Here is an 18,737-nt window from a genome sequence, read left to right as displayed (position 1 = left end):
GTCAATTCTGGACTCCTTCTCGCGCTATTCGGCGGCCAATTGGTCGCTCCGGACGACGCCGACCGCGGCCGCGATTTTGAACGCCTCGGCGGGCAGGAACGCGACCGCGCCCGCGACGAACGCCTTCTCCAGCGTCAGGCCGAGCACGAGCGACATGCCGACAACGCCGAAGGCGTAGATGACGGCGGTCCCGACGACCATCGCGCCGACCAGGCGGACGAGGCTTCGCTCGCTCGGGTCGCGGACGGCGAGGCCGCCGTGGACTAGCGCGCCGATGGCGAACGCCGCGAGGGGGTACGACCAGAGGTAGCCGCTGGTCGGCTGGAGCCACAGGACGCCGAACCCGGCCGACCCGCCGGCGAACACGGGCGCGCCGACCGCGCCCGCCAGGAGGTACAGCACCATCGAGACGCCGCCCCACGCCGGACCCAGTAGAATCCCGGCGAGGAAGACGCCGAGTACCTGCAAGCTGATAGGTGCCGGCGATAGGGGATTCGGAAACGATACGTAGGCGAACGCGCCGGTCAGCGCGGCGAGCAGCGCGGCCCGGGCGACGTTCTCCACCGTCTCCTCGCCGACTAACTCGACCGTTCCCGTCTGGGCGCTCATGACTCCTCCTGGTCCGTCAACCAAAATCAAGACTTCGGTTGACGACGCCCGCCCGCGCCGGTCCCTCTGTTTGCCGACACATTTAAATAGGGTCCTCGCGTGTCGCCAACAACATTGACCATGGACGAGAAGACCGAGGAACTCCGGGACATCTTCATGGATGTCACCGACGAATCCACCGTCACCGAACGGCAGGAGGAGACCCACGGGTCGCTGTCCTCGGAGACGGAGGTGGCAGAACGCCTCGCCGACGTGGTGGGACGCATGCGCGACCGCTACGACTTCGGAACGACGCTCACCGACGAGCAACTCGTGACCGTCGTCCGGCGGTTCTACGCCGGCGACTCCGACGCCGAAATCGCGCGCGAACTCGGCGACGCCTCGCTGGGCAAGACCGTCTCGCGCGCCCGAATCGACCTGCATCTCGTGCGCGACGCCGACACCGACGCTCCGTTCGACCTGGCGGACCTCCGCCGACTGCTGGCCGACGGCAAGACCGCCGCCGAGTGCGCCGAGGCACTCGACGTGAGCGAGTCGACCGTCCGACGCTACCGCCGCGTCGTCGAGATCCAGGAGGAGCGCCGCACCGTCAACGACCGCTACCGCGACGAGTTCGAGAACCTGCTCCAGGACCGCGAACTCTCCGACCGCATGACCGCGGAGGTCCAGAAGGACGGCCTCGACGACGCCACCGAAGGGATGGAGACGAACGTTTCCTTCTAGACCCCACCTTTTTTCTTCGTCGGGTAGCCGGAGCGCCGCAGGCGCTCACGGCTACCCGACGAAGAAAAAATCTGGACCAAAAAAGGGCACGCGACTCCGCCGAGACGCAGTGCGTCTCGGCGGAGTCGCATCTTCTGCTTACTGGTCGACTTCCGCCCTCGCACTGGTGCGGGCGCTTCGCGCCCTGTCGACCGCGACCGCACAGCATCCGCACTGCCACACGCCTCCCCAACCGATTCCTTCGCACCCTGCAGGTGCTCAGTCATCCCTCGCACGCATTGGCGCGGCCGAAACCGCCTCGGCCGCGCCAGCGCGCGCCTCAGGTCCGAGAGTAGCTCTCGACGCACTCTCCGACGCTCAGGTTTAAGTACGAAAACGGAACCAACTCGCGCCGTGTCGAAGATTCCCTTCAGCGAACTCTCGACGGTCACCTACTGCCCCCGGAAACTCTACTACCGGCGGCGAGAGGGGTGGGACGTCCCCGAATGCGTCGAGGCGCGTCGCGACCTCGCCTTCCGCTACCCCGAACTGCTCGACGCGCCCGGCGCGCAGTTGGCCGACCTCCCGCTGGCGGTCGCCCCGGCGGCGTTCCGCGCGAACCTCGAACGCGCCCGCGAGCGGTTCGCGGGCGCGTGGCCGCAACTCCGGGACCCGACCGAGCGCGACCGACTCGCCGAAGGCCGGGAGTGTCGCGGCGTCGTCCACAAGGTGCTCGACCTCGATCCGCCGACGCCCTCGATGGTCTTCGCCGGCGAACCGCCCGAGCAGGGCGTCTGGGAACCCCAGACCGTCCGGGCGGTCGCCGCCGCGAAGGCGCTCTCCTGGGAGCACGAACGCCCCGTCGAGCACGCGTTCGTCGAGTACCCCATCCACGGTGTCGTCCGCGAAATCGCGCTCGACACGCGCCGGAAGGCCGCCTACCGCAAGGCCGTGAACGCCGTCCGGGCCGTCGACGGCCCACCGCCGCGACTCCGCGGGAGTTCGAAGTGCGACTCGTGCGAGTTCCGCGAGCGGTGCGGCGTGAAGACGCGTTCGCTCAGGTCGCTCCTGGGACTGTGAGCCCTCGTACCGGTCCTACTTGCTGGCGAGCCACGACGCCACCGCCTCGGCGTTCGCTCCCCGCCGGTGAATCTCGCCCGTCTCGACGTTCACCACGGTGCTGCCGGTACCGCCGGGCGTCTCGCCGGCGTCCAGCACCGCCGCCGCGGCGTCGCGAATCTCGGCGTCGAGGTCGGCCGTCCGGGTCGCGCTCGGTCGCCCGCTGACGTTCGCGCTCGTGGCCGTGACCGGCGTCGGCGCGACCGCCCGCAGGAGCGCCAGCGCCACCTCGTGGTCGGGGACGCGGACGCCGACCCGCGAACGCCCCGCGGTGAGCGCGTCGGGCACCGCCTCGCGCTTCTCGCAGAGGACCGTCACCGGCCCGGGGAGGAACTCGCGCATGAACCGCTCCTCTCGGTCGGTGGCGTTGACGTGGTCGAGCGCGGTTTCGACGTCCGGCACCGCCATCGAAACCGGCTTCTCGCGGGACCGCCGCTTCGCGTCGAAGACGCGTTCGACGGCCGACTCGCTCAGCGCGTCGGCACCCAGGCCGTACACCGTCTCGGTCGGATAGACCGCGAGTTCGCCGTCCCGAATCGCCGTCGCCGCGCGTTCGACGGCCGTCTCGTCGACGTTCATCGGCCGTGCGTTCGCGCCCGGACGAAAAAGGCGTGGCGACTCCGCGGTGCCGAACCGGCGCCGCGGAGTCGCCCGTCGGTTCGGACCGACGCCGGACTGCCCCGTCGCTCATTCGGACGCGAACGCGGCGCGGAGCACCTTCGCCTCGGCCTTCCGCAGGTGCTCGGCCGCCGTGCTGGGCGCACACCCCATCCTCGCCGCGATGGCCTCGTAGTCGCCTTCCCTGGGGATGTCGTAGTAGCCGACCGCTATCGCGGCCTCGACGGCCTCGCGCTGACGCGCGGAGAGCAACGTCTCGCCCAACCCCGGCGTCGCCGCCATGCCGCTCACCTCCTCGATCGTCGCCTCGAACGGGTCCGGCACCTCCTCGATGGCCGCCTGCACCTCGTCTATCGGCCCGAAGACCGAGAGCGTCGCGGAGCCGTCGCCGCCGTACTCCAGCGGCGGTACGACGAGCAGGCTCCCCCGGGTGAAGGTTCCGAACAACCGCCGCGACAGGTCGCTCAACTCGTTGCGGAGGTAGGCGTAGAAGCCGTCGCCGCCGGCAGATACGATCTCGAAATCCAGCACCTCCGGGACCTCCCGTAGCGCCGCTCGAAACGCCTCGTCGTCGCCCTCCGCGTACACCATCAGTCCGAGACGGTCGCCCGAGACGTTCCAGTGGAGGCCGACCACCCTGTCGAGGTACGGTGCGCCCGAGAGCACTCGGTACATCGTGGGCACCTCGCTCTCTCGTCCGACCGTCGAGACGGTCAGTCGGACGTGTCTCATCCACGGAATCTTCGCTCTCCTCGACTTAAACCCCCCGCAGCATTCCGGCACCAACGCCACGACGATGCGGCGACTATCAGAACTATCATGCGAACGTTCGTCGCGGGAGCAACGGGCGTCATTGGCCGTCGACTGGTCGAGCGCCTCGCCGACCGAGGACACGAAGTAATCGGACTCGTCCGGGACGACGACGGAGCGGCGCTCGTCGAGGCGCGGGGCGGGACGCCTCGACGCGGAGACGTACTCGACCCCGACACGCTCGCCTCCGCGATGGCGGGCGCCGACGCGGTCGTCGCCGCTCAGACCGCGCTCCCGGTCAAGGACAAGCCCACCGACGAGGACTGGGCCCGAAACGACCGGGTTCGGGTTGAGGGCACGAGAAATCTGCTGGACGCCGCCGACGAGAGCGTCGAGCGCTTCCTCTTTCCGAGCATCGTCTGGGTCGCTCGACAACCCGACGGCTCGGCGTTCGGCGAGGACGCCGACCGCCACCCCGACCGCGCCACGCGGTCGGCGGCCGACACCGAAGACCTCCTTCGGGACGCGGCGTCGGAGCGCGGATTCAACGTCACCATACTGCGACTGGGCTTCCTCTACGCGCCCGACGCCGGGCACACGCGCCAGATGGGCGAACAACTCCTGTCGGGCGACCTCCCCGTGGTCGGGGGTGGCCCGCTCGGTCGCCGGGACGCCGAACTGTCGTTGCTCCACGCCGACGACGCGGCACACGCGTTCGTCGAGACTATGGAAGCCGATGCGACCGGCCTCTACCACGTCGTCGACGACCGACCGGTGACCGTCGCCGACTTCTTCTCGGCGTTCGCGTCCGAACTGAGTGCGCCGGAACCCCGTCGGATTCCGGGGTGGCTCACGCGCTTCTTCGTCGGCCGGGAGCAGGCGAACATGCTCACGAAGTCGTTCCCCACCAACGCCGACCGGTTCCGCCGGGACGTCGAGTGGGAACCGACGTATCCCACGTACCGGGAGGGACTCGCTCAGGTCGTCGAGACGTGGGAGGCCGACGGTACGATTCGGAAGACCGCGTCGGGGTACGAGTGGGTCGGCCGGCGGACATCCCGACGGCGGAGCGACGCGGCGCCTGCCCCGTAACCGCGGACGGCGGCGCACCGCCGAAGTCGGCGTCCGTCCCGATTCCGGCGGAGGGGCCTCCTCGGCGCTGAATCGTGGCGTTCCGAACGATTGCCGCACAGGGCATCCGTTGAAGCGAGGTGTCTTTCGAAACCGAAGTACCGCACGATGGGCTATTTCGTATCGCTATATTTGATTTATCGAAGGATGAGTGCCGCTTCTCTCGGCGCGCGACTACGACGTTGAGACCGGTCGCTAAGCGTCGAGACTGCCGGGAATCGGAGAAATCGTAAAAATCGGATGCGGATCGGATGCGAGAACGTACGACCCGAGTGCGCCTGAATCGCGTCGCCGTCCTGGCCAGCGCGCTCCTCGGGAGTCGATTTAGTAGTCCGAAATCGCGTCTTCGACTTCGTCGTAGTCGGGGAAGTCGGGCCACTCCTCGGCGACCCAGGCGTACTCGACGGTCCGGTCCTCGTCCAGCAGGAAGACCGCCGGGCGCGGTTCGCTGACGCCCGCCATCCCGTCGAGGTCGTTGGCGATGCCGTACTCCTCGGCGACGCCGTTCTGGGGGTCCGAGAACAGTCGGTAGCGCATACCGCGCTCCTCGATGAGCTGTTTGTGTGCGTAGGGGTCCGAGATCGAGAGGCCGACGATTCGCAGGTCGCGTCCGTCGTCCCACTCACGATCCCGGAGTTCGTTCCAGATGTACGTCGCGGGGAACGCCCCGTCCATCGGGAAGAAGACCAGCAGGACCGGGCCCTCGTCGGTGAGTTCGGAGAGGCTCGCGTCCTCCCAGTACTCGTCGTTGACCAGCGGTCGGGTGAAGTCGGGCGCGGTGTCGCCCTCGGCGACGTGGTCGGTTTCGGGCAGTTCGACGACGTCGAAGTCCACCATCAGTCGTCACCCCCGTCGGAACCGTATGTGTTGTCGAGGTACTCCACGATGTTGGCGCTCTCGCTCATCGTGACGCCCGTGTTCTCGTCCTCGATGGCGGGGACGGTGCGCTTGCCGGACAGGCGTTTGACGACGTTCCGGTCGCTGTGCATCGGTTCGACGAACCGCGACCGGTAGTCGAGGTCGTACTTCTGGAGCGTGCGCGTGACGCGCTCGCAGTACGGACACGCCTGCAGGCGGTAGAACGTTATCGGCGGGTCGCTCTCTCCGTGACTCATACTATCATGTTCGAACGAACCAGCCGTAAGGCCTTCGCTCGCGGCAGTCTCGCGTCCTCTTTGAGGAAAAGAATAAAGAGTTAATCGTACCCACCCTCAAGGTGAGTTGTTGAATGGTGTCTCTCTCGATGCTCACCGCCGTCTCTGCCCAGGCGGCTCCCGCGGCCGAAGTCCTCGGCGTCACCCTCACGGATGCTCAGATTACGTGGCTCGGAAGCGCGGTCATCGTCCTCCTCATCGGTCTCTCGGCGTTCTTCTCGTCGTCCGAGATAGCGATGTTCTCGCTCGCGAAACACCGCGTCGAGGCGATGGTCGAGGACGGCGTGCCGGGGGCGGAGACGGTCTCCGCGCTCAAGGAGGACCCTCACCGCCTGCTCGTCACCATTCTCGTCGGTAACAACATCGTCAACATCGCGATGTCCTCCATCGCGACCGGCGTCCTCGCGCTCCACCTCGACCAGGGCGAAGCGGTCGCGGTCGCCACCTTCGGCATCACCGCGCTCGTCCTGCTGTTCGGCGAGAGCGCGCCGAAGTCCTACGCGGTCGAGAACACCGAATCCTGGGCGCTCCGCATCGCCAAGCCGCTGAAGTACTCCGAGTACGTCCTCCTGCCGCTGGTCGTCCTCTTCGACTACCTCACCCGCGTCGTGAACCGCGTGACCGGCGGCCGGTCGGCCATCGAGACTTCCTACGTCACCCGCGACGAGATCCAGGACATGATCGAAACCGGCGAGCGCGAGGGCGTCATCGAGGAGGACGAGCGCGAGATGCTCCAGCGCATCTTCCGGTTCAACAACACCATCGCCAAGGAGGTCATGACTCCGCGCCTGGACATGACCGCGGTGCCGAAGACCGCGGGCATCGAGGAGGCCATCGAGACGCTGGTCCAGAGCAACCACGAACGCGTCCCCATCTACGAGGGGAGCCTCGACAACGTCATCGGCATCGTCCACATCCGCGACCTGGTCCGCGAGCACAACTACGGCGAGAGCACCGACCTCGAACTCGCCGACGTCATCCAGCCCACGCTCCACGTCCCCGAGAGCAAGAACGTCGACGAACTCCTGACCGAGATGCGCGAGAACCGGATGCAGATGGTCATCGTCATCGACGAGTTCGGCACCACCGAGGGACTGGTGACCATGGAGGACATGGTCGAGGAGATCGTCGGCGACATCCTCGAAGGCGAGGAGGAAGAGCCCATCGAGTACGTCGACGACGACACCGTCATCGTCCGCGGCGAACTCAACATCGACGAGGTCAACGAGGCGCTCGACATCGAACTCCCCGAGGGCGAGGAGTTCGAAACCATCGCCGGTTTCATCTTCAACCGAGCGGGCCGCCTCGTCGAGGAGGGCGAGGACATCACTTACGACGGCGTGCGCCTCCACGTCGAACAGGTCGAGAACACCCGCATCATGAAGGCGCGCGTGACGAAACTCGACGACGTCGAGCGCGCCGAGAGCGAGGGCGACGGAGAGGGAACCGAAATTCAGGGCGGCGTCGAGACGGAGAGCGATTGACGGTCGGCCCGTCTCTGGTCCCCTCTCCTCTCTGTCCCCGTTCCCTCGACTTTCCGTTCCCTCGACTTTCCGTTCTCTCGTTCGTCTCCTTCGACTTCCACAAAATCCGCTTTTCTACAGCGACTCTATCGCGGTGAAGGCACCGTACGCAACCACGATGGCCAGCACCAGCGACCCGAGCCACGCCAGCACGGTGTAGACCATCTTCCGCTTGCTCACGCCGCCGTCGCCGCCGGCGGCGTAGCCGCTGCCGACGATGGCGCTCACGATGATCTCGTTGAACGACACCGGGATGCCGAAGAAGACGGCGACCTGCGCGATGGCGAACGAGGGAATGAGCGCTGCGATGGACCGGCGGGGGCCGAGCGCCGAGTAGTCCTGGGCGAGCGCCTTGATCATCCGCGGCGCGCCGGTCCACGACCCCGCCAGCAGGCCGAGGCCGCCGCCGACCAGTACCGGAATTAGCGGAATCTCGAACGGGTCGAGCAGCGGCACCAGCGGCCCGATGGCCAGGCCGACCTGGCTCCCGCCCGCCGAGAAGGCGACGAGGCTCCCGAGCGCGAGCAGGAAGTGTCGCTGGCCAGCGTCGGCGTCGTTGGTCATGTCCCGATAGAGCACCCCGACTACGACTCCGGCGACGACGAGCGTGACGCCGATTCGGCCGGCGTCGATCCCGGCGACGACCGGTAGCGACAGCGCCCGCGCGGTCGCGGTCGCGACCGACTGGCTCACGTCTCCCGGCCCGAGCACCACGAACTTGATGTTGGCGACGATGGCGCCCACGAACCCCGCCAGCAGCGGGATGGCGAACCGCTCGGCGACCCGCTCCGAGCGGAGCAGTCGCGCGGTCGCGTAGGCGATGGTGCTGCCGACGAACGGCGTTAGCACCCACAGCGCCGAGATTTGGGTGTACTTCGCCCACGCGGGGTCGCCGCCCATCGCCAGACCGACGCCGACGATGGCGCCCGTGACGGTGAACGCCGTCGCGATGGGGTAGCCGGTGAAGACGCCGAACGCGACCAGCACCGCGGCGACCAGCAGTCCCGTGGTCGCCGCTATCGCGGTCAGTTGGACGCCGCCGATGAGTTCGGTCCCGACCGCCTCCGAGACGTTCGCGCCCTGCATCACCGCGCCCAGAAAGCCCAGCAGTCCGACGAAGAAGCCCGCCCGCATCACGGAGATCGCGTTCGCGCCGACCGCCGGCGCGAACGGGGTCGACCCCGACGACCCCGCGCCGATGGCCCACGCCATGAACAGACTCGCGAGTCCCGCGATTACCAGCGTAACGACGCCACCTACGGCCATGTGGTCAGCCTGTGGGCCACGGTAGAATAGTGTACCGGCCTGCGTCTGCCGAATCCGTCCCGCTCGGCGACCTCGACTCGCTCGCCGAGTCCGTCTCGCCCGGAACGCACGTCCCGGCCGACACCGCCGCTCGCCTCAGGGCAACCGCCTCGGCGGTCCCTCGGTTTCGGCCGGCGGTTCGACGCCCTCGGCGGCCTCGACGTTCTCGGTTCGCTTCTCCGTCTCGACGTGCCAGCGGTCGATCTCGTCCTCGTAGGCCGCCAGCTTCTCGCTGACCTCGGCCTTGAGGTCGTCGTCGTTGACGTTGACCTCGAAGACGAACTCGGGTTCGTCGTTGCCGCCGCGGCCCGCCCGCTGGACGTTCGCGCTCACGAGGTCGTTGTCGAAGTAGTAGGGCGCGAGTCGGGTCATCACCTTCTGGTAGACGGTGTCCTCGACCTTCCGGAGCGCCTTCCGACTCGCCGAGTCGGCCGCCCTGGCGACGTAGCTCACCGAGTCCTGCCACTTGTCGACGGCCTCGTCGGTTTCGTCGTCTTCGAGCTTCTCGTAGGACTCGGTTATCTTCTCGCCGGCGGTCTTGAGGTCGTCGTCGGGCGTCTTGCCCTTCTTCTCGCCCTTCCCCTCGCCGGTGTGGGCCTGTTCGGCCGTCTTCTCCGAGACGTCCTCGCCGAGGCGCTCGTGGGACTTCGGTCGCCAGTCGTTCCACTCCTCGTAGGCCTCGCCGGAGGCGCCGGCTTCGCGGAGGGCTTCCGTGATGCGTTCGCCGTGCTCCACGATGTCGCCCCAGCTACCGCGGAGCTTGAATCCGGAAACGCTCTCTTCCATTGATTCGGACCCTAGGCGCCATCTGTTATACAGTTGTCGCCCGTCGTGGTCGTGCGGCGCTCCGCGCGTTCGGGGCCGAGACGGCGGCGCCGTCTCGGCCCCGAACGCCACCCTCATCGCTCGCCGCCGCCTCGGCGCTCACCACTCTCAGCATTCGTCGCGTCGACGACCGTAGGTCAGTCGGGTCGCGGCGTCGTCCAGCCGACGCTTGAGCCGCCCGAGCCAGAGCTGGGGCCGGTGGACGATCGCCATCTCCGCCTCGGAGACCTCGATGCGGTCGCCGTCGAAGGGGTTGGTCCCGCTTGGTCCCTCCTCGTCGTCGGTCGTCATCGAGACGACGGCGGTCATCGAACATCTGCCGCAGGCCTCGGTTCGCTCTCCGTCCATGGGTTGGATTCGCACGGAAGTTGGGCGCCTTCGACCTTAAGGGTTCGTCGGCGCCGAACGGGAGACTGCCGAAGGACGCCCGCCCCGTCCTGCCTCCGTCCGAGGGTATTTCAATCCCTGTGACCTGTGGTCCCACATGGGATACCACGTCATCGACCCGGAGTCGGTCGAACCGACCTCAGACCGGCCGTGCGTCCAGCGCGCGGTCGGCGACGAGGCGGGACTGGAGAACGTCGCGGTCAACCTCTACGAGGTGGCGCCCGGCGAGCAGATTCCGCTGGCGTACCACTACCACGACGACCAGGAGGAGGTCTTCCACGTGCTCGCAGGCGACCTCCACGTCGAGACGCCCGAGGAGGAGTACGTCGTCCCCGAGGGCCACGTGTTCGTGGTCGAACCCGACAGCCCCCAGTTGGCGTTCAACCCCGAGGACGCCGAGGAGACCGTCCGGACGCTGGTGCTGGGCGCGCCGTCGGTCGACGACGTCCACGCCTACGACCCGGACTCCGAGTCATGACCGGCGGGGCAGTCGACCCCGACGAGTCCCTCTCGCCGGCCGACGCGGAGTACCCCGACGTGCCCGACTGGAACGACGAGTACGTCGACCGCGTGAGCAACCGCCTGATGTTCAACTACGATCTGGAGAAGGACTACCGGGTTCGCGGCGAATCGTTCACGCTCTACGGCGAGATGCGCCTCGAATCCCAGAAGCAGTTCCTCCACCGGTCCATCAACTACGCCAACCACGAGAGCCGCGAACACCTCCTCGTCCGGCGGGCCGACTCGGTTTCGCGGGCCGACCTCGAGGCGCTCGTCGAGTTGGGCCACGACCTCGCCGACGAGTGGATCGTCGCGAACGAGGAGCACTACGGCACCGACTTCACCTTCGCGGTCGTCGCCCCCGAGATTCCCGAGGACGTGCGCGAGTTCGTCTCCGGGTTCAAGGACCGCAACCTGCTGAAACTCGGTTACTACGGCCACTACGAGGTGAACCTCCTCGTCACCGCCCCCGACGACGAGGCGGTCGTCGAGAGCGAGAACGCCGACGTGGCCGCCGCGTTCCGGACCTGGGCCGACGTTCCCGAAGCGAGAGAGCCGGCGGGGTTCCTCGCGCGCCTCGTCGATAGACTCCGCGGCTGACGGTCGTGACTCTCCTCTCAGTTCGAATTGCCGACTGACCCGTTGCTACTCGCCGTTCGTTACCGGGAGTTGCTCGGACGTCGCGCGAAAAAGTATCGGTCGTCCGAAGTCGGTCAGTCGTCGCCGGTTTCTTCGCCACCGTCGGCGACGGGCGTGCCGCGCCCGCGCCGGACCCGCTGGATGTTTCGGTAGCCCATCCGGACCAGCGCCAGTGCGATGGCGATGAGCACCAGCGCCAGGATGATCTGGACCACCGCCGACGCGGCGGCGACGCCGGTCATCTGCGTACCGCCGTCCTTGATGAACTTCACGTAGAGATTGTCGTGGAACGCGAGCCAACCCAGGCCGAGGATGGTGATGGTCGTCATCACCGCCATCGGCACGCCGGTCGAGATGAGCTGTTTCGAGTCGTCCCAGTTGGCCAGCCACACCGTCGCGGTCAGCAGCGCCAGCGCCGCCAGTAGCTGGTTCGCGCCGCCGAACAGCTGCCAGAGGGTGAGCCACGACCCGCTGGTGATGAGGATGTACGCCGGGACGCCCTGGACCGCGGCGTTGGCGTAGCGGTTCTTCGCGACCGCGCCGACGCCGTCGGCCGGCGTGCCGACTATCTCCTCGGTCATGTACCGGCCGAGTCGGACCGCGGTGTCGGTCGAGGTCAGCAGGAAGCTAACGAGCACCAGCGCCATGAATGGCGCGCCGAACGACGTCGGGATGCCGAACGACGTCAGGATGATGCCGCCGCCGGTCGCGAACGTCGGCAGCGCCAGTCCGATGCCGCCGCCCACGTCGGGCGCGACCAGCGCGACGGTCGCGAGCGCGACGGTCGCGAGCAGGCCCTCGCCGAGCATACCGCCGTACCCGATGGTCCGGGCGTCGGTTTCCTTGTTCAGTTGCTTGGCGGTCGTCCCCGAGGAAACCAGCGAGTGGAAACCGCTGATGGTCCCGCACGCGATGGTGATGAACAGCAGCGGGAACAGCGGTGTTCCGGTCGCCCCCATGAAGCCCTTGTACGCCGAGAGCTGGATTTCGAGGGGCTGGGACGAGGTGCCGAGCACCGTGCCGACGATGATGGCCAGCAGCGCACCGCCGACGCCCGTGTACAGCAGGAACGACGACAGGTAGTCACGGGGCTGGAGCAGCATCCAGACCGGGAGAGCGCTGGCGAGCGCGCCGTAGAGGATGATGATGGGCACCCACGCCGCGGTGTTCACGCCGAGGCTCGCCGCCGCGGGGAGCCACTCGCCGCCCTGGAACAGGACGATGGTGCCGGCGGGGTACGACGACCCCGCGGCGGCCGGGAACAGCGCGAGCGGGTACTCGATGCCGACGAAGACGCCGGCGAAGACGCCGGCGACGAACACGACGGTCCCCAGCAGGAACGGCAGGTTCAGCTGATAGAGGTAGACGCCGAACACGAACGCGAGCGCGATGTAGACGAGGCTCGCGGTCGCCGCCTGCGGGTAGGCGCTGAACACGATGGCGACCACCAGCGCGAACACCGCCACGACGAGGATGATGGTCAGGAACGCGAACCACAGCAGCATGTTCTTGCCGCGCTCGCCGACGTACTCGCCGATGATGTACCCGATGGACTTGCCCTCGTGTCGCAGACTGCTCGACAGCGACACGAAGTCGTGGACCGACCCCATCAGGGGGTTGCCGATGGCGATCCACAGCAGTGCGGGCGCCCAGCCCCACACGACGCCCGCCGTGATGGGTCCGACGATGGGCGCGCCGCCCGCGATGCTCGAATAGTGATGCCCCAACAGGACCGGCTTCTTCGCCGGAACGTACTCCTGTCCGTCTTCGTACTTGTGCGCTGGCGTCTCGCGCTCGTCGCTCAACTCCACGAATCGCGCGAGGTATCGGGAGTATCCCAGATACCCGGCGCTGAAGAGCGCGAGTACGGCAACTACCAGCCAGATAACTTGTACCATGGTGTGGTACCTCGTTCCAGCTTGACGGACAACAGTGCCTTAAAGATTGTTCTAAACCTCCATCCCAGATGACAACAATGTTCACCGAAACGGCCGCTTAACGCGACCGTCTGCTCTGATTCCGCGGAAAAACAATAACGAATCTTACAGTAACGCGGGCTTGAGTACTTTCTGGCTGTGTCAGGCCCGGACCTCGGACGCGACCGGAATGCCCAGTTCGGCGGCGACCTCCGCGAGGAGGTCGCCTTTCACCTCCTCGACGCGCTGGCCGATTCGCGCGACGATGGGCTGGTCGAACTCGGCCTCGATGTGTCGGATTCGCTCCTGTTCCGTCTCGTATCGCTGGCGGAGGTAGGTCGCGCCGGTCCCCTCCTCGCCCTCGTCGGGCGAGGGCGCGACCTTGTTGACGACCAGGCCACGGACCGCGAGTCCGTGGCCCGAGAGGTCCTCGATGGCCCGACTCGTCTCGCGAATCGAGAGTTCGTCGGGGTTCAACACGAGGAAGAACGCCGCGTCGTTCCGGAGCGTCTCGGCCGCGAACTCGAACATCTCCTTTCGCTCGACCAGGCGGGCGATGATGGGGTCCTCGGCCGCGCGCTTCCGGGCCGAGCGCTCGCCGATGGCCGCCTTCTCGAACAGGTCGATGCTCTTCTCGCGCTTGTGCACGAGGCGGTCGATCCAACTCTGGAGGAACTCCGGTAGCGCGAGGAGTCGCAGGGTGCCGCCGGTCGGCGAGGTGTCGAAGACCACGCGGTCGTACTCCTCGGCGTTCCGCATCACGTCGATGAACCGGTCGAACAGCGCGGCCTCGTACGCGCCGGGGGTGCGGTGGGCGAGTTCTATCTGACGCTCTATCTCGTTGACGATGCCCGGACTCACCTGGTCGCTCATCGTCCGCTTGATGTCGAGCAGGTGGCGCTCGACCTCCTCGTCCGGGTCGATCTCCATCGCGTGGAGGTTTTCGTAACCCTCCACGGGCGCGGGGTCGTCGTCGAACTGCTGGTCGAACACGTCGGAGGTGCTGTGGGCCGGGTCGGTCGAGACGACCAGCGTGTTCAGCCCTTCCCGGGCACACTTCAGGCCGTAGGCGCACGAGACGGTCGTCTTGCCGACGCCGCCCTTGCCGCCGAAGAAGACGAACTTCTCCATGTTAGAAGTGGTACTGTTGGCCCTTGCGTTCGATGAGCGATTCGCGGTCCCACATCCGGCGCTCCCACTGCTCGAACTCGTCGCCGAGGTACGGCAGGAGTTCGGCGGTGTAGTACGAAACCGGACTCGGGATGCCGAACGCGTCGGCGAAGCACGCGAACATGAAGGCGTCGTCGTTGTCCTCGGCCTCCTTCTCGATGAGTTCGTAGGCCGGATGCTCTATCATGCCGTGATAGAGGCCGTGAAGCCACTCTTCGACAACCTCCCGGTACGCCGCGATTCGCTCGACGAGTGTCATCAGTTATCATACAGTCGCCGCGGCGCTTTAAGGCTACCGTCACGAAAACCCCGCGACGACGCGGTTTCGACCGACCGCGCGGCGTCGGGTCCTCCGTCTTCGTCCGCTACAGGTCTTCGGCGAGTCTGTCGAGCGCCCGCCGGAGTTCGCCGCGGCGCTTCCACGCCGCCACGCGGTCGGTCACGCTGGCCAGCGACAGGCCCAGGCTCACCGACGACCGGACCGTCACCCGACTCCCCTCATTCTCCGGGGCAACTGCGACGGTCGTCTCCATCGCGTCGAACGGCCCGGTTTCGCCGCGCTGGCGGTAGACGAGGCCGTCCTCGCGCTCCTCGAAGACCAACTGCATGGTCAGACCGCCCGCGCCGGCGGTGACGACCGCGCCGTCTTCGGTCTCCTCGACGCCCTGCACCTCGAAACTACCCTCGTACTCCACCATCGCCGCGGGCGTGAGCGTGCGCAAGACCGCGGGCGGCGTCGTTCCGAGGAACCGCGACACCTCGACCTCGTGCATCGACCGGGGGTACGCAGGTCGACGGTAAAGGGTTCGGGTCCGAAGCGGCCGGCGACCCCGCGACCGTCGGGGTGCTCGAGGAGTCCCGGACTCACCGGCGCGACTGCGAGAGGCTCCAGACGAACGCCGCGATGAGGGCTATCAAGAGAGCGACGAAGCCGTACACCAGGAGCGTCGGGAGAATCGGCGCCAGCAGTATCGCGATCACGACGAGCAACAGGACGATGACGAGATTCAGTCGCGCGACGACCGCGTCTTCCATACTACCCGCGACGACCGTTGATACAAATCTCTTTCTCTCGGATTCGACCGCGCAGAATCTATTGTCCCGATACGGCTCGCCCGGTGGGACAACTCCGTCGAACCCGAACGGTCGGCCGCGGCTCTCACGCCGCGAGCGCCCGGTGGACGAGCGGCAGCGAGAGCAACACGAACACCCCGACCACGGCCAGCGCGGCGATGAGCAACCGCCGGAGTCGAAGCCCGGCCGGGACCTCCGACCGGAGGTCCGGCCGGGCGGTCCAGACGAACCGGTGGTACGACAGCGCGGTCGTGGCGACGAACGCCGCGGTGGCGAGCGCGAGCGCCTCTCGGAGGCTCGCGCCCAGCGTCAGGAGGTAGCTCGAACCGTAGCTGTAACAGGCCAGAAACCCCAGCGCCGCGACTACCAGGAACGGCACCGGGTCGACCGGCGTCCCCAGCCTGTTCTGCGGGCGCATGGCCACCCGTTGGCGTTGCTCGGACTTCCGTTTGCTGGCCCGCGAACCGGTAACTAATCGAGCCGACAGTTTAAGGCGATGGGGCGGCGATAGCCAGCGATGGCAAACTCGCAGGGCGACCCCCGGGTGCTGTTCGCGATGAACCTCGTCCTCTCGTCGGTGTTCGCCTACGCCGTTGTCTGGGGACTCGCGTTCCTGGAGATGCTGGCGTTCAGTTGGATCACCGTCGCGTCTGTCGCGGTGTTGTTGATGGCGTTGACGTATCTCGTAATCCAGTAGACCCGACTCGGTTTCAGTCGACGCTCGCCGACGCGGACCCACCGTTCGCGGTGGGTCCGCGTCGGCCACGGGTTGCGTTACTGTTCGTCGCAGAATCCGTGATAACACGCGGCTGGGAATTGTACTTTCCTCGACGCGCCCCTACCGAAAGTTTATAATGCTCGGTCGAAAGGGGCGAGTAATGGCGAAATCCGACGTCAGCACCGCGGCCTGTCCCCACTGCGACGCCTCGCTCGACTACCTCAGTCGGGGTTGCGCGGAGTGCGGCCAGCGCGTGCCGTGGGAGTGGACGGAGCCCTGCCTCGTCTGCGATTCCGAGGTCGACTACACCGACGACCGCTGTCCCGACTGCCGAACGCGCCTCTCCGTCTGGGACGGCATCGTCGCGCGCGTCCTGCGCGAAACCCACCACGTCGACTTCCACGTGGCGAAAGACGCCGTCCCCCACCCGAAGTCCGAAGGCTTCGTGCGCCACACCGGCGACCCTCGCGGCCAGTACGCCGACTACCGCCGGCCCGAACTCGACGGCCGGGGTATCCACGTCAAGGAGTACCGCGACCGCTTCCACGTCCACTGGGACAAGGTGGACCCGACCGGGTCGCGGCGGGCCATGTGGAACCACGTCCTCGTCGACGCCCCGCACTGGCTCCTGGTCGGCGGATTCCTGGCGTTCAAGTTCGCGCGCTACCCCGTCGGTCTGGCGGCTTATATCAAGAGATAAGCCCCCGCGTCTCCCGCGTACGAGTAAGCGATGACCATCGAAGACCGCGGGGACGCCAAACTCCTCACCCACGCGCTCGCACAGGACACGCTCTCGAAGATTCGGGACGTCGAAACCGAACAGGTCGGCTTCCGGAAGGGCCTGGTCAAACTCGGCCGCATCTGCGGCTACGAGATCATCGACGGCGCGATGGAGACCGAGTACGTCGAGATAGAGACGCCGCTAACCGAGACCACCGGCGAGTGCGTCAAGGGACTCGACGACGTGGTCATCATCAACGTCCTTCGGGCCGCGACCCCGTTCGTCGAGGGTCTGCTCAAGGCGTTCCCCCGCGCCAAGCAGGGGGTCATCTCGGCCGGCCGCGACGAGGAGGCCGGCATGAACGACGACGGCGAGTTCCCCATCACCATCGACTACGTGAAACTCCCCGAGATGACCGAGGACGACACCGTCATCGTCGCCGACCCGATGCTCGCCACCGGGTCGACGATGTGCGCCGTGATGGACCGCATCACCGAAGAACAGCCGAACCCCGAGCACCTGTTCGTCCTCTCGGCGGTCAGCGCCCCCGACGGACTGCTCCGGGTCGGCGAGCAGTTCCCCGAGGCCGACCTGCTGACGGTCGCCATCGACGACCACCTCAACGACGAGGGGTTCATCGTGCCCGGCCTCGGCGACGCCGGCGACCGCGCGTTCCGGACGAAGTAACGCATCTCGATTCTCGCGCGACCGCTTCCGTACTTCGGCTTTCGAGGTTTCTCGAACGCTGCGCTCGGCCTATCGAGTGCGGTCACGAACGCAGTCCGGCGACGTCGGTGCGCAACTTCTCGGCGTACCGGAGCCGAAGCTCCCGAGCGTCGTCGTCGCCGATCTCGTCGAGTCCGTCGATGTCTCTCGAAATCGGACGGTACCGCCCGAGGTCGAACGTCATGGTCTCGAGGTACTCGGCCACGCGCGGCGAGTCGACACCGCGCGCGATCGCCTCGTTCACGATCCGCTGGAGGTCGCCGAACTCCGGGACCCGGACGTGCTCGGACGTGACCGCCGGGTCGCCGATTTCGACGGGCGTCCGCTCGACTCGCCGAACGAGTCGCGCCACGTCGTCGAGCAGTCGGAGGACCTGGCTGGGGAGCGCCGAGTCGGGCGAGCGCCACTCCACGGTGGGCGACTGCGCCCGGAGGCGGACCGGCGTCAGCACGGCGTCGTCGGGTCGGAAGTGCTCCTCGAACGTCTCGACCGAGACTCCCTGTCCGGTCGCCACCGTCCGGAACTCTTCGTAACGCGCTCGCACGCGCGCCTCCCAGTCGGCGACGGACGTGGCGTACTCCCAGAGGTCGCGGTGGTGGTCCAGTTCGTAGTCGGCGCGGTTGCGGTACACGTGCGTCCGAGCGTCGTTCGCCACCCGCCGTCCTCGGTAGTACGGCGAGGAACTCACCAGCGCCGGGTCGAGCGCCGTGAGGAGGTTCAACTGGCGGACGACGTCGCCCCTGTCGAAGTGAACGTGCGTCCCGGCGCAGTTCTTCGCGGGTTCGAGGCGCTCGCCGAAGATCCGTTCCAGCACTCTCCCGCGTTCGGTGACTATCGGAACCGTCTCCGCCGCGAGCGGCGTGCCCAGCGGGACGAGGTGTTTTCCGTTCTCTTCGGCGACGTCCAGAACCGCACCGAGCGTTTCGCGGAGCGACGACTCTATCGCCGACGTGCGCTCCGCCGGCGGCGTCTGCACTTCGAGCAGCGGAGCGACGAACTCCTGGACGACGCGCTCGTGAGCGTCGACTAGCTCCGCGGCGGCACAGAGGGCGCCGGTTTCGTCGACGACCCAGTACTCCACTTCGAGTCCCATCTTCATACGTAGACACCCGTACTCCGGCCCCGTCGCCGCGCGCGGTTATCGGGGAC

24 protein-coding genes are annotated in these 18,737 nt (G+C 67.2%); 9 read left to right on the top strand and 15 right to left on the bottom strand.

The genetic code is table 11. From position 1 onward, the window contains the following. Positions 1 to 24: 24 nt before the first annotated feature. The gene (locus NGM07_RS11590; protein ID WP_253511512.1) at positions 25 to 609 is read right to left on the bottom strand and encodes a biotin transporter BioY; all 585 of its coding nucleotides are present in this window, start codon (positions 607 to 609) and stop codon (positions 25 to 27) included. 120 nt (positions 610 to 729) lie between these two features. On the opposite strand from NGM07_RS11590, the gene NGM07_RS11585 reads away from it, so the two are divergent. Both NGM07_RS11585 and NGM07_RS11580 read left to right on the top strand, forming a co-directional pair. Beyond that, positions 730 to 1,332 (top strand): conditioned medium-induced protein 4, encoded by a 603-nt coding sequence (locus NGM07_RS11585; RefSeq protein WP_253520192.1) that lies wholly within the window; start codon positions 730 to 732, stop codon positions 1,330 to 1,332. Positions 1,333 to 1,725: 393 nt separating this feature from the next. Next, positions 1,726 to 2,391, top strand: coding sequence for a CRISPR-associated protein Cas4 (locus tag NGM07_RS11580; protein ID WP_253511509.1), 666 nt, complete (start codon positions 1,726 to 1,728; stop codon positions 2,389 to 2,391). A gap of 15 nt (positions 2,392 to 2,406) precedes the next feature. Here the strand turns inward: NGM07_RS11580 and NGM07_RS11575 are convergent, their stop codons facing one another. Then, on the bottom strand, positions 2,407 to 3,009 hold the full coding sequence (locus tag NGM07_RS11575) for an L-threonylcarbamoyladenylate synthase (protein ID WP_253511506.1): 603 nt from the start codon (positions 3,007 to 3,009) through the stop codon (positions 2,407 to 2,409). A 108-nt stretch (positions 3,010 to 3,117) separates the two neighbouring features. Next, positions 3,118 to 3,780, bottom strand: a complete 663-nt coding sequence (locus NGM07_RS11570; RefSeq protein WP_253511503.1) for a helix-turn-helix domain-containing protein — start codon at positions 3,778 to 3,780, stop codon at positions 3,118 to 3,120. Positions 3,781 to 3,867: 87 nt separating this feature from the next. Here NGM07_RS11570 and NGM07_RS11565 point away from each other — a divergent pair, with 87 nt between their 5' ends. Continuing rightward, the gene (locus NGM07_RS11565; protein ID WP_253511500.1) at positions 3,868 to 4,890 is read left to right on the top strand and encodes an NAD-dependent epimerase/dehydratase family protein; all 1,023 of its coding nucleotides are present in this window, start codon (positions 3,868 to 3,870) and stop codon (positions 4,888 to 4,890) included. A 363-nt stretch (positions 4,891 to 5,253) separates the two neighbouring features. Here NGM07_RS11565 and NGM07_RS11560 read toward each other — a convergent pair whose 3' ends face one another. Both NGM07_RS11560 and NGM07_RS11555 read right to left on the bottom strand, forming a co-directional pair. After that, positions 5,254 to 5,766, bottom strand: a complete 513-nt coding sequence (locus NGM07_RS11560) for a redoxin domain-containing protein (RefSeq protein WP_253511497.1) — start codon at positions 5,764 to 5,766, stop codon at positions 5,254 to 5,256. After that, positions 5,766 to 6,044 (bottom strand): glutathione S-transferase N-terminal domain-containing protein, encoded by a 279-nt coding sequence (locus NGM07_RS11555; protein ID WP_253511494.1) that lies wholly within the window; start codon positions 6,042 to 6,044, stop codon positions 5,766 to 5,768. Before NGM07_RS11555 ends, NGM07_RS11560 begins: the two co-directional genes overlap by 1 nt. A 113-nt stretch (positions 6,045 to 6,157) precedes the next feature. Between NGM07_RS11555 and NGM07_RS11550 the strand changes: the two genes are divergently transcribed. Beyond that, positions 6,158 to 7,567 (top strand): hemolysin family protein, encoded by a 1,410-nt coding sequence (locus NGM07_RS11550; protein ID WP_253511491.1) that lies wholly within the window; start codon positions 6,158 to 6,160, stop codon positions 7,565 to 7,567. A 114-nt stretch (positions 7,568 to 7,681) separates the two neighbouring features. On the opposite strand, the gene NGM07_RS11545 is transcribed toward NGM07_RS11550, so the two are convergent. From NGM07_RS11545 to NGM07_RS11535, 3 genes are all read right to left on the bottom strand, one after another. Beyond that, positions 7,682 to 8,872 carry an inorganic phosphate transporter gene (locus NGM07_RS11545; protein WP_253511488.1) on the bottom strand — a complete coding sequence of 397 codons (1,191 nt, stop codon included), beginning with the start codon at positions 8,870 to 8,872 and terminating at the stop codon, positions 7,682 to 7,684. Between the two features lie 135 nt (positions 8,873 to 9,007). Beyond that, on the bottom strand, positions 9,008 to 9,697 hold the full coding sequence (locus NGM07_RS11540) for a DUF5828 family protein (RefSeq protein ID WP_253511485.1): 690 nt from the start codon (positions 9,695 to 9,697) through the stop codon (positions 9,008 to 9,010). Positions 9,698 to 9,844: 147 nt separating this feature from the next. After that, positions 9,845 to 10,084, bottom strand: a complete 240-nt coding sequence (locus NGM07_RS11535; RefSeq protein WP_253511483.1) for a DUF8007 family protein — start codon at positions 10,082 to 10,084, stop codon at positions 9,845 to 9,847. A 136-nt stretch (positions 10,085 to 10,220) separates the two neighbouring features. Between NGM07_RS11535 and NGM07_RS11530 the strand changes: the two genes are divergently transcribed. Together NGM07_RS11530 and NGM07_RS11525 are read left to right on the top strand one after the other, a co-directional pair. After that, entirely contained in the window at positions 10,221 to 10,601 is a 381-nt protein-coding gene (locus NGM07_RS11530) for a cupin domain-containing protein (RefSeq protein ID WP_253511480.1), read from the top strand. Beyond that, the gene (locus NGM07_RS11525) at positions 10,598 to 11,224 is read left to right on the top strand and encodes a DUF8052 family protein (protein ID WP_253511477.1); all 627 of its coding nucleotides are present in this window, start codon (positions 10,598 to 10,600) and stop codon (positions 11,222 to 11,224) included. The genes NGM07_RS11530 and NGM07_RS11525 overlap by 4 nt, the downstream gene beginning before the upstream one ends. A gap of 113 nt (positions 11,225 to 11,337) precedes the next feature. On the opposite strand, the gene NGM07_RS11520 is transcribed toward NGM07_RS11525, so the two are convergent. From NGM07_RS11520 to NGM07_RS11495, 6 genes are all read right to left on the bottom strand, one after another. Continuing rightward, on the bottom strand, positions 11,338 to 13,161 hold the full coding sequence (locus tag NGM07_RS11520; protein ID WP_253511474.1) for a carbon starvation CstA family protein: 1,824 nt from the start codon (positions 13,159 to 13,161) through the stop codon (positions 11,338 to 11,340). A 180-nt stretch (positions 13,162 to 13,341) separates the two neighbouring features. Beyond that, positions 13,342 to 14,310: an ArsA family ATPase gene (locus NGM07_RS11515; RefSeq protein WP_253511471.1), complete on the bottom strand. Its 969-nt coding sequence runs from the start codon at positions 14,308 to 14,310 to the stop codon at positions 13,342 to 13,344. Position 14,311: 1 nt separating this feature from the next. Next, positions 14,312 to 14,608: a DUF7990 family protein gene (locus NGM07_RS11510; protein WP_253511468.1), complete on the bottom strand. Its 297-nt coding sequence runs from the start codon at positions 14,606 to 14,608 to the stop codon at positions 14,312 to 14,314. A gap of 106 nt (positions 14,609 to 14,714) precedes the next feature. After that, the gene (locus NGM07_RS11505; protein WP_253511465.1) at positions 14,715 to 15,122 is read right to left on the bottom strand and encodes an SRPBCC family protein; all 408 of its coding nucleotides are present in this window, start codon (positions 15,120 to 15,122) and stop codon (positions 14,715 to 14,717) included. 91 nt (positions 15,123 to 15,213) lie between these two features. Then, the gene (locus tag NGM07_RS11500; protein WP_253511462.1) at positions 15,214 to 15,384 is read right to left on the bottom strand and encodes a hypothetical protein; all 171 of its coding nucleotides are present in this window, start codon (positions 15,382 to 15,384) and stop codon (positions 15,214 to 15,216) included. 124 nt (positions 15,385 to 15,508) lie between these two features. After that, the gene (locus NGM07_RS11495) at positions 15,509 to 15,841 is read right to left on the bottom strand and encodes a hypothetical protein (RefSeq protein ID WP_253511459.1); all 333 of its coding nucleotides are present in this window, start codon (positions 15,839 to 15,841) and stop codon (positions 15,509 to 15,511) included. Positions 15,842 to 15,940: 99 nt separating this feature from the next. Between NGM07_RS11495 and NGM07_RS11490 the strand changes: the two genes are divergently transcribed. The 3 genes from NGM07_RS11490 to upp all read left to right on the top strand — a co-directional run bounded on the left by NGM07_RS11490 (position 15,941) and on the right by upp (position 17,549). Further along, positions 15,941 to 16,120: a DUF8107 family protein gene (locus NGM07_RS11490; RefSeq protein ID WP_253511457.1), complete on the top strand. Its 180-nt coding sequence runs from the start codon at positions 15,941 to 15,943 to the stop codon at positions 16,118 to 16,120. Positions 16,121 to 16,301: 181 nt separating this feature from the next. Then, a complete protein-coding gene (locus NGM07_RS11485; RefSeq protein WP_253511453.1) occupies positions 16,302 to 16,841 on the top strand; it encodes a hypothetical protein in 540 nt (179 codons plus the stop codon). A gap of 30 nt (positions 16,842 to 16,871) precedes the next feature. Beyond that, on the top strand, positions 16,872 to 17,549 hold the full coding sequence (upp, locus tag NGM07_RS11480; RefSeq protein ID WP_253511451.1) for a uracil phosphoribosyltransferase: 678 nt from the start codon (positions 16,872 to 16,874) through the stop codon (positions 17,547 to 17,549). Positions 17,550 to 17,631: 82 nt separating this feature from the next. Here the strand turns inward: upp and NGM07_RS11475 are convergent, their stop codons facing one another. Next, entirely contained in the window at positions 17,632 to 18,687 is a 1,056-nt protein-coding gene (locus NGM07_RS11475; RefSeq protein ID WP_253511449.1) for a glutamate-cysteine ligase family protein, read from the bottom strand. Positions 18,688 to 18,737: the final 50 nt, after the last annotated feature.

The organism is Halorussus vallis, assembly GCF_024138165.1.
Taxonomy (GTDB): Archaea; Halobacteriota; Halobacteria; order Halobacteriales; family Haladaptataceae; genus Halorussus; species Halorussus vallis.
This window is presented reverse-complemented; position numbering and strand designations above follow the sequence as displayed.

Bases quoted from the DNA above. Each gene is read 5' to 3' on its own strand.
- NGM07_RS11525 (WP_253511477.1), top strand. From the start codon at position 10,598: ATGACCGGCGGGGCAGTCGACCCCGACGAGTCCCTCTCGCCGGCCGAC.
- NGM07_RS11500 (WP_253511462.1), bottom strand. From the start codon at position 15,384: ATGGAAGACGCGGTCGTCGCGCGACTGAATCTCGTCATCGTCCTGTTG.
- NGM07_RS11570 (WP_253511503.1), bottom strand. From the start codon at position 3,780: ATGAGACACGTCCGACTGACCGTCTCGACGGTCGGACGAGAGAGCGAG.
- NGM07_RS11475 (WP_253511449.1), bottom strand. From the start codon at position 18,687: ATGAAGATGGGACTCGAAGTGGAGTACTGGGTCGTCGACGAAACCGGC.
- NGM07_RS11565 (WP_253511500.1), top strand. From the start codon at position 3,868: ATGCGAACGTTCGTCGCGGGAGCAACGGGCGTCATTGGCCGTCGACTG.
- NGM07_RS11515 (WP_253511471.1), bottom strand. From the start codon at position 14,310: ATGGAGAAGTTCGTCTTCTTCGGCGGCAAGGGCGGCGTCGGCAAGACG.
- NGM07_RS11485 (WP_253511453.1), top strand. From the start codon at position 16,302: ATGGCGAAATCCGACGTCAGCACCGCGGCCTGTCCCCACTGCGACGCC.
- NGM07_RS11530 (WP_253511480.1), top strand. From the start codon at position 10,221: ATGGGATACCACGTCATCGACCCGGAGTCGGTCGAACCGACCTCAGAC.
- NGM07_RS11555 (WP_253511494.1), bottom strand. From the start codon at position 6,044: ATGAGTCACGGAGAGAGCGACCCGCCGATAACGTTCTACCGCCTGCAG.
- NGM07_RS11585 (WP_253520192.1), top strand. From the start codon at position 730: ATGGACGAGAAGACCGAGGAACTCCGGGACATCTTCATGGATGTCACC.
- NGM07_RS11520 (WP_253511474.1), bottom strand. From the start codon at position 13,161: ATGGTACAAGTTATCTGGCTGGTAGTTGCCGTACTCGCGCTCTTCAGC.
- NGM07_RS11540 (WP_253511485.1), bottom strand. From the start codon at position 9,697: ATGGAAGAGAGCGTTTCCGGATTCAAGCTCCGCGGTAGCTGGGGCGAC.
- NGM07_RS11510 (WP_253511468.1), bottom strand. From the start codon at position 14,608: ATGACACTCGTCGAGCGAATCGCGGCGTACCGGGAGGTTGTCGAAGAG.
- NGM07_RS11505 (WP_253511465.1), bottom strand. From the start codon at position 15,122: ATGCACGAGGTCGAGGTGTCGCGGTTCCTCGGAACGACGCCGCCCGCG.
- NGM07_RS11560 (WP_253511497.1), bottom strand. From the start codon at position 5,766: ATGGTGGACTTCGACGTCGTCGAACTGCCCGAAACCGACCACGTCGCC.
- NGM07_RS11535 (WP_253511483.1), bottom strand. From the start codon at position 10,084: ATGGACGGAGAGCGAACCGAGGCCTGCGGCAGATGTTCGATGACCGCC.
- NGM07_RS11490 (WP_253511457.1), top strand. From the start codon at position 15,941: ATGGCAAACTCGCAGGGCGACCCCCGGGTGCTGTTCGCGATGAACCTC.
- NGM07_RS11495 (WP_253511459.1), bottom strand. From the start codon at position 15,841: ATGCGCCCGCAGAACAGGCTGGGGACGCCGGTCGACCCGGTGCCGTTC.
- NGM07_RS11575 (WP_253511506.1), bottom strand. From the start codon at position 3,009: ATGAACGTCGACGAGACGGCCGTCGAACGCGCGGCGACGGCGATTCGG.
- NGM07_RS11545 (WP_253511488.1), bottom strand. From the start codon at position 8,872: ATGGCCGTAGGTGGCGTCGTTACGCTGGTAATCGCGGGACTCGCGAGT.
- NGM07_RS11590 (WP_253511512.1), bottom strand. From the start codon at position 609: ATGAGCGCCCAGACGGGAACGGTCGAGTTAGTCGGCGAGGAGACGGTG.
- upp (WP_253511451.1), top strand. From the start codon at position 16,872: ATGACCATCGAAGACCGCGGGGACGCCAAACTCCTCACCCACGCGCTC.
- NGM07_RS11550 (WP_253511491.1), top strand. From the start codon at position 6,158: ATGGTGTCTCTCTCGATGCTCACCGCCGTCTCTGCCCAGGCGGCTCCC.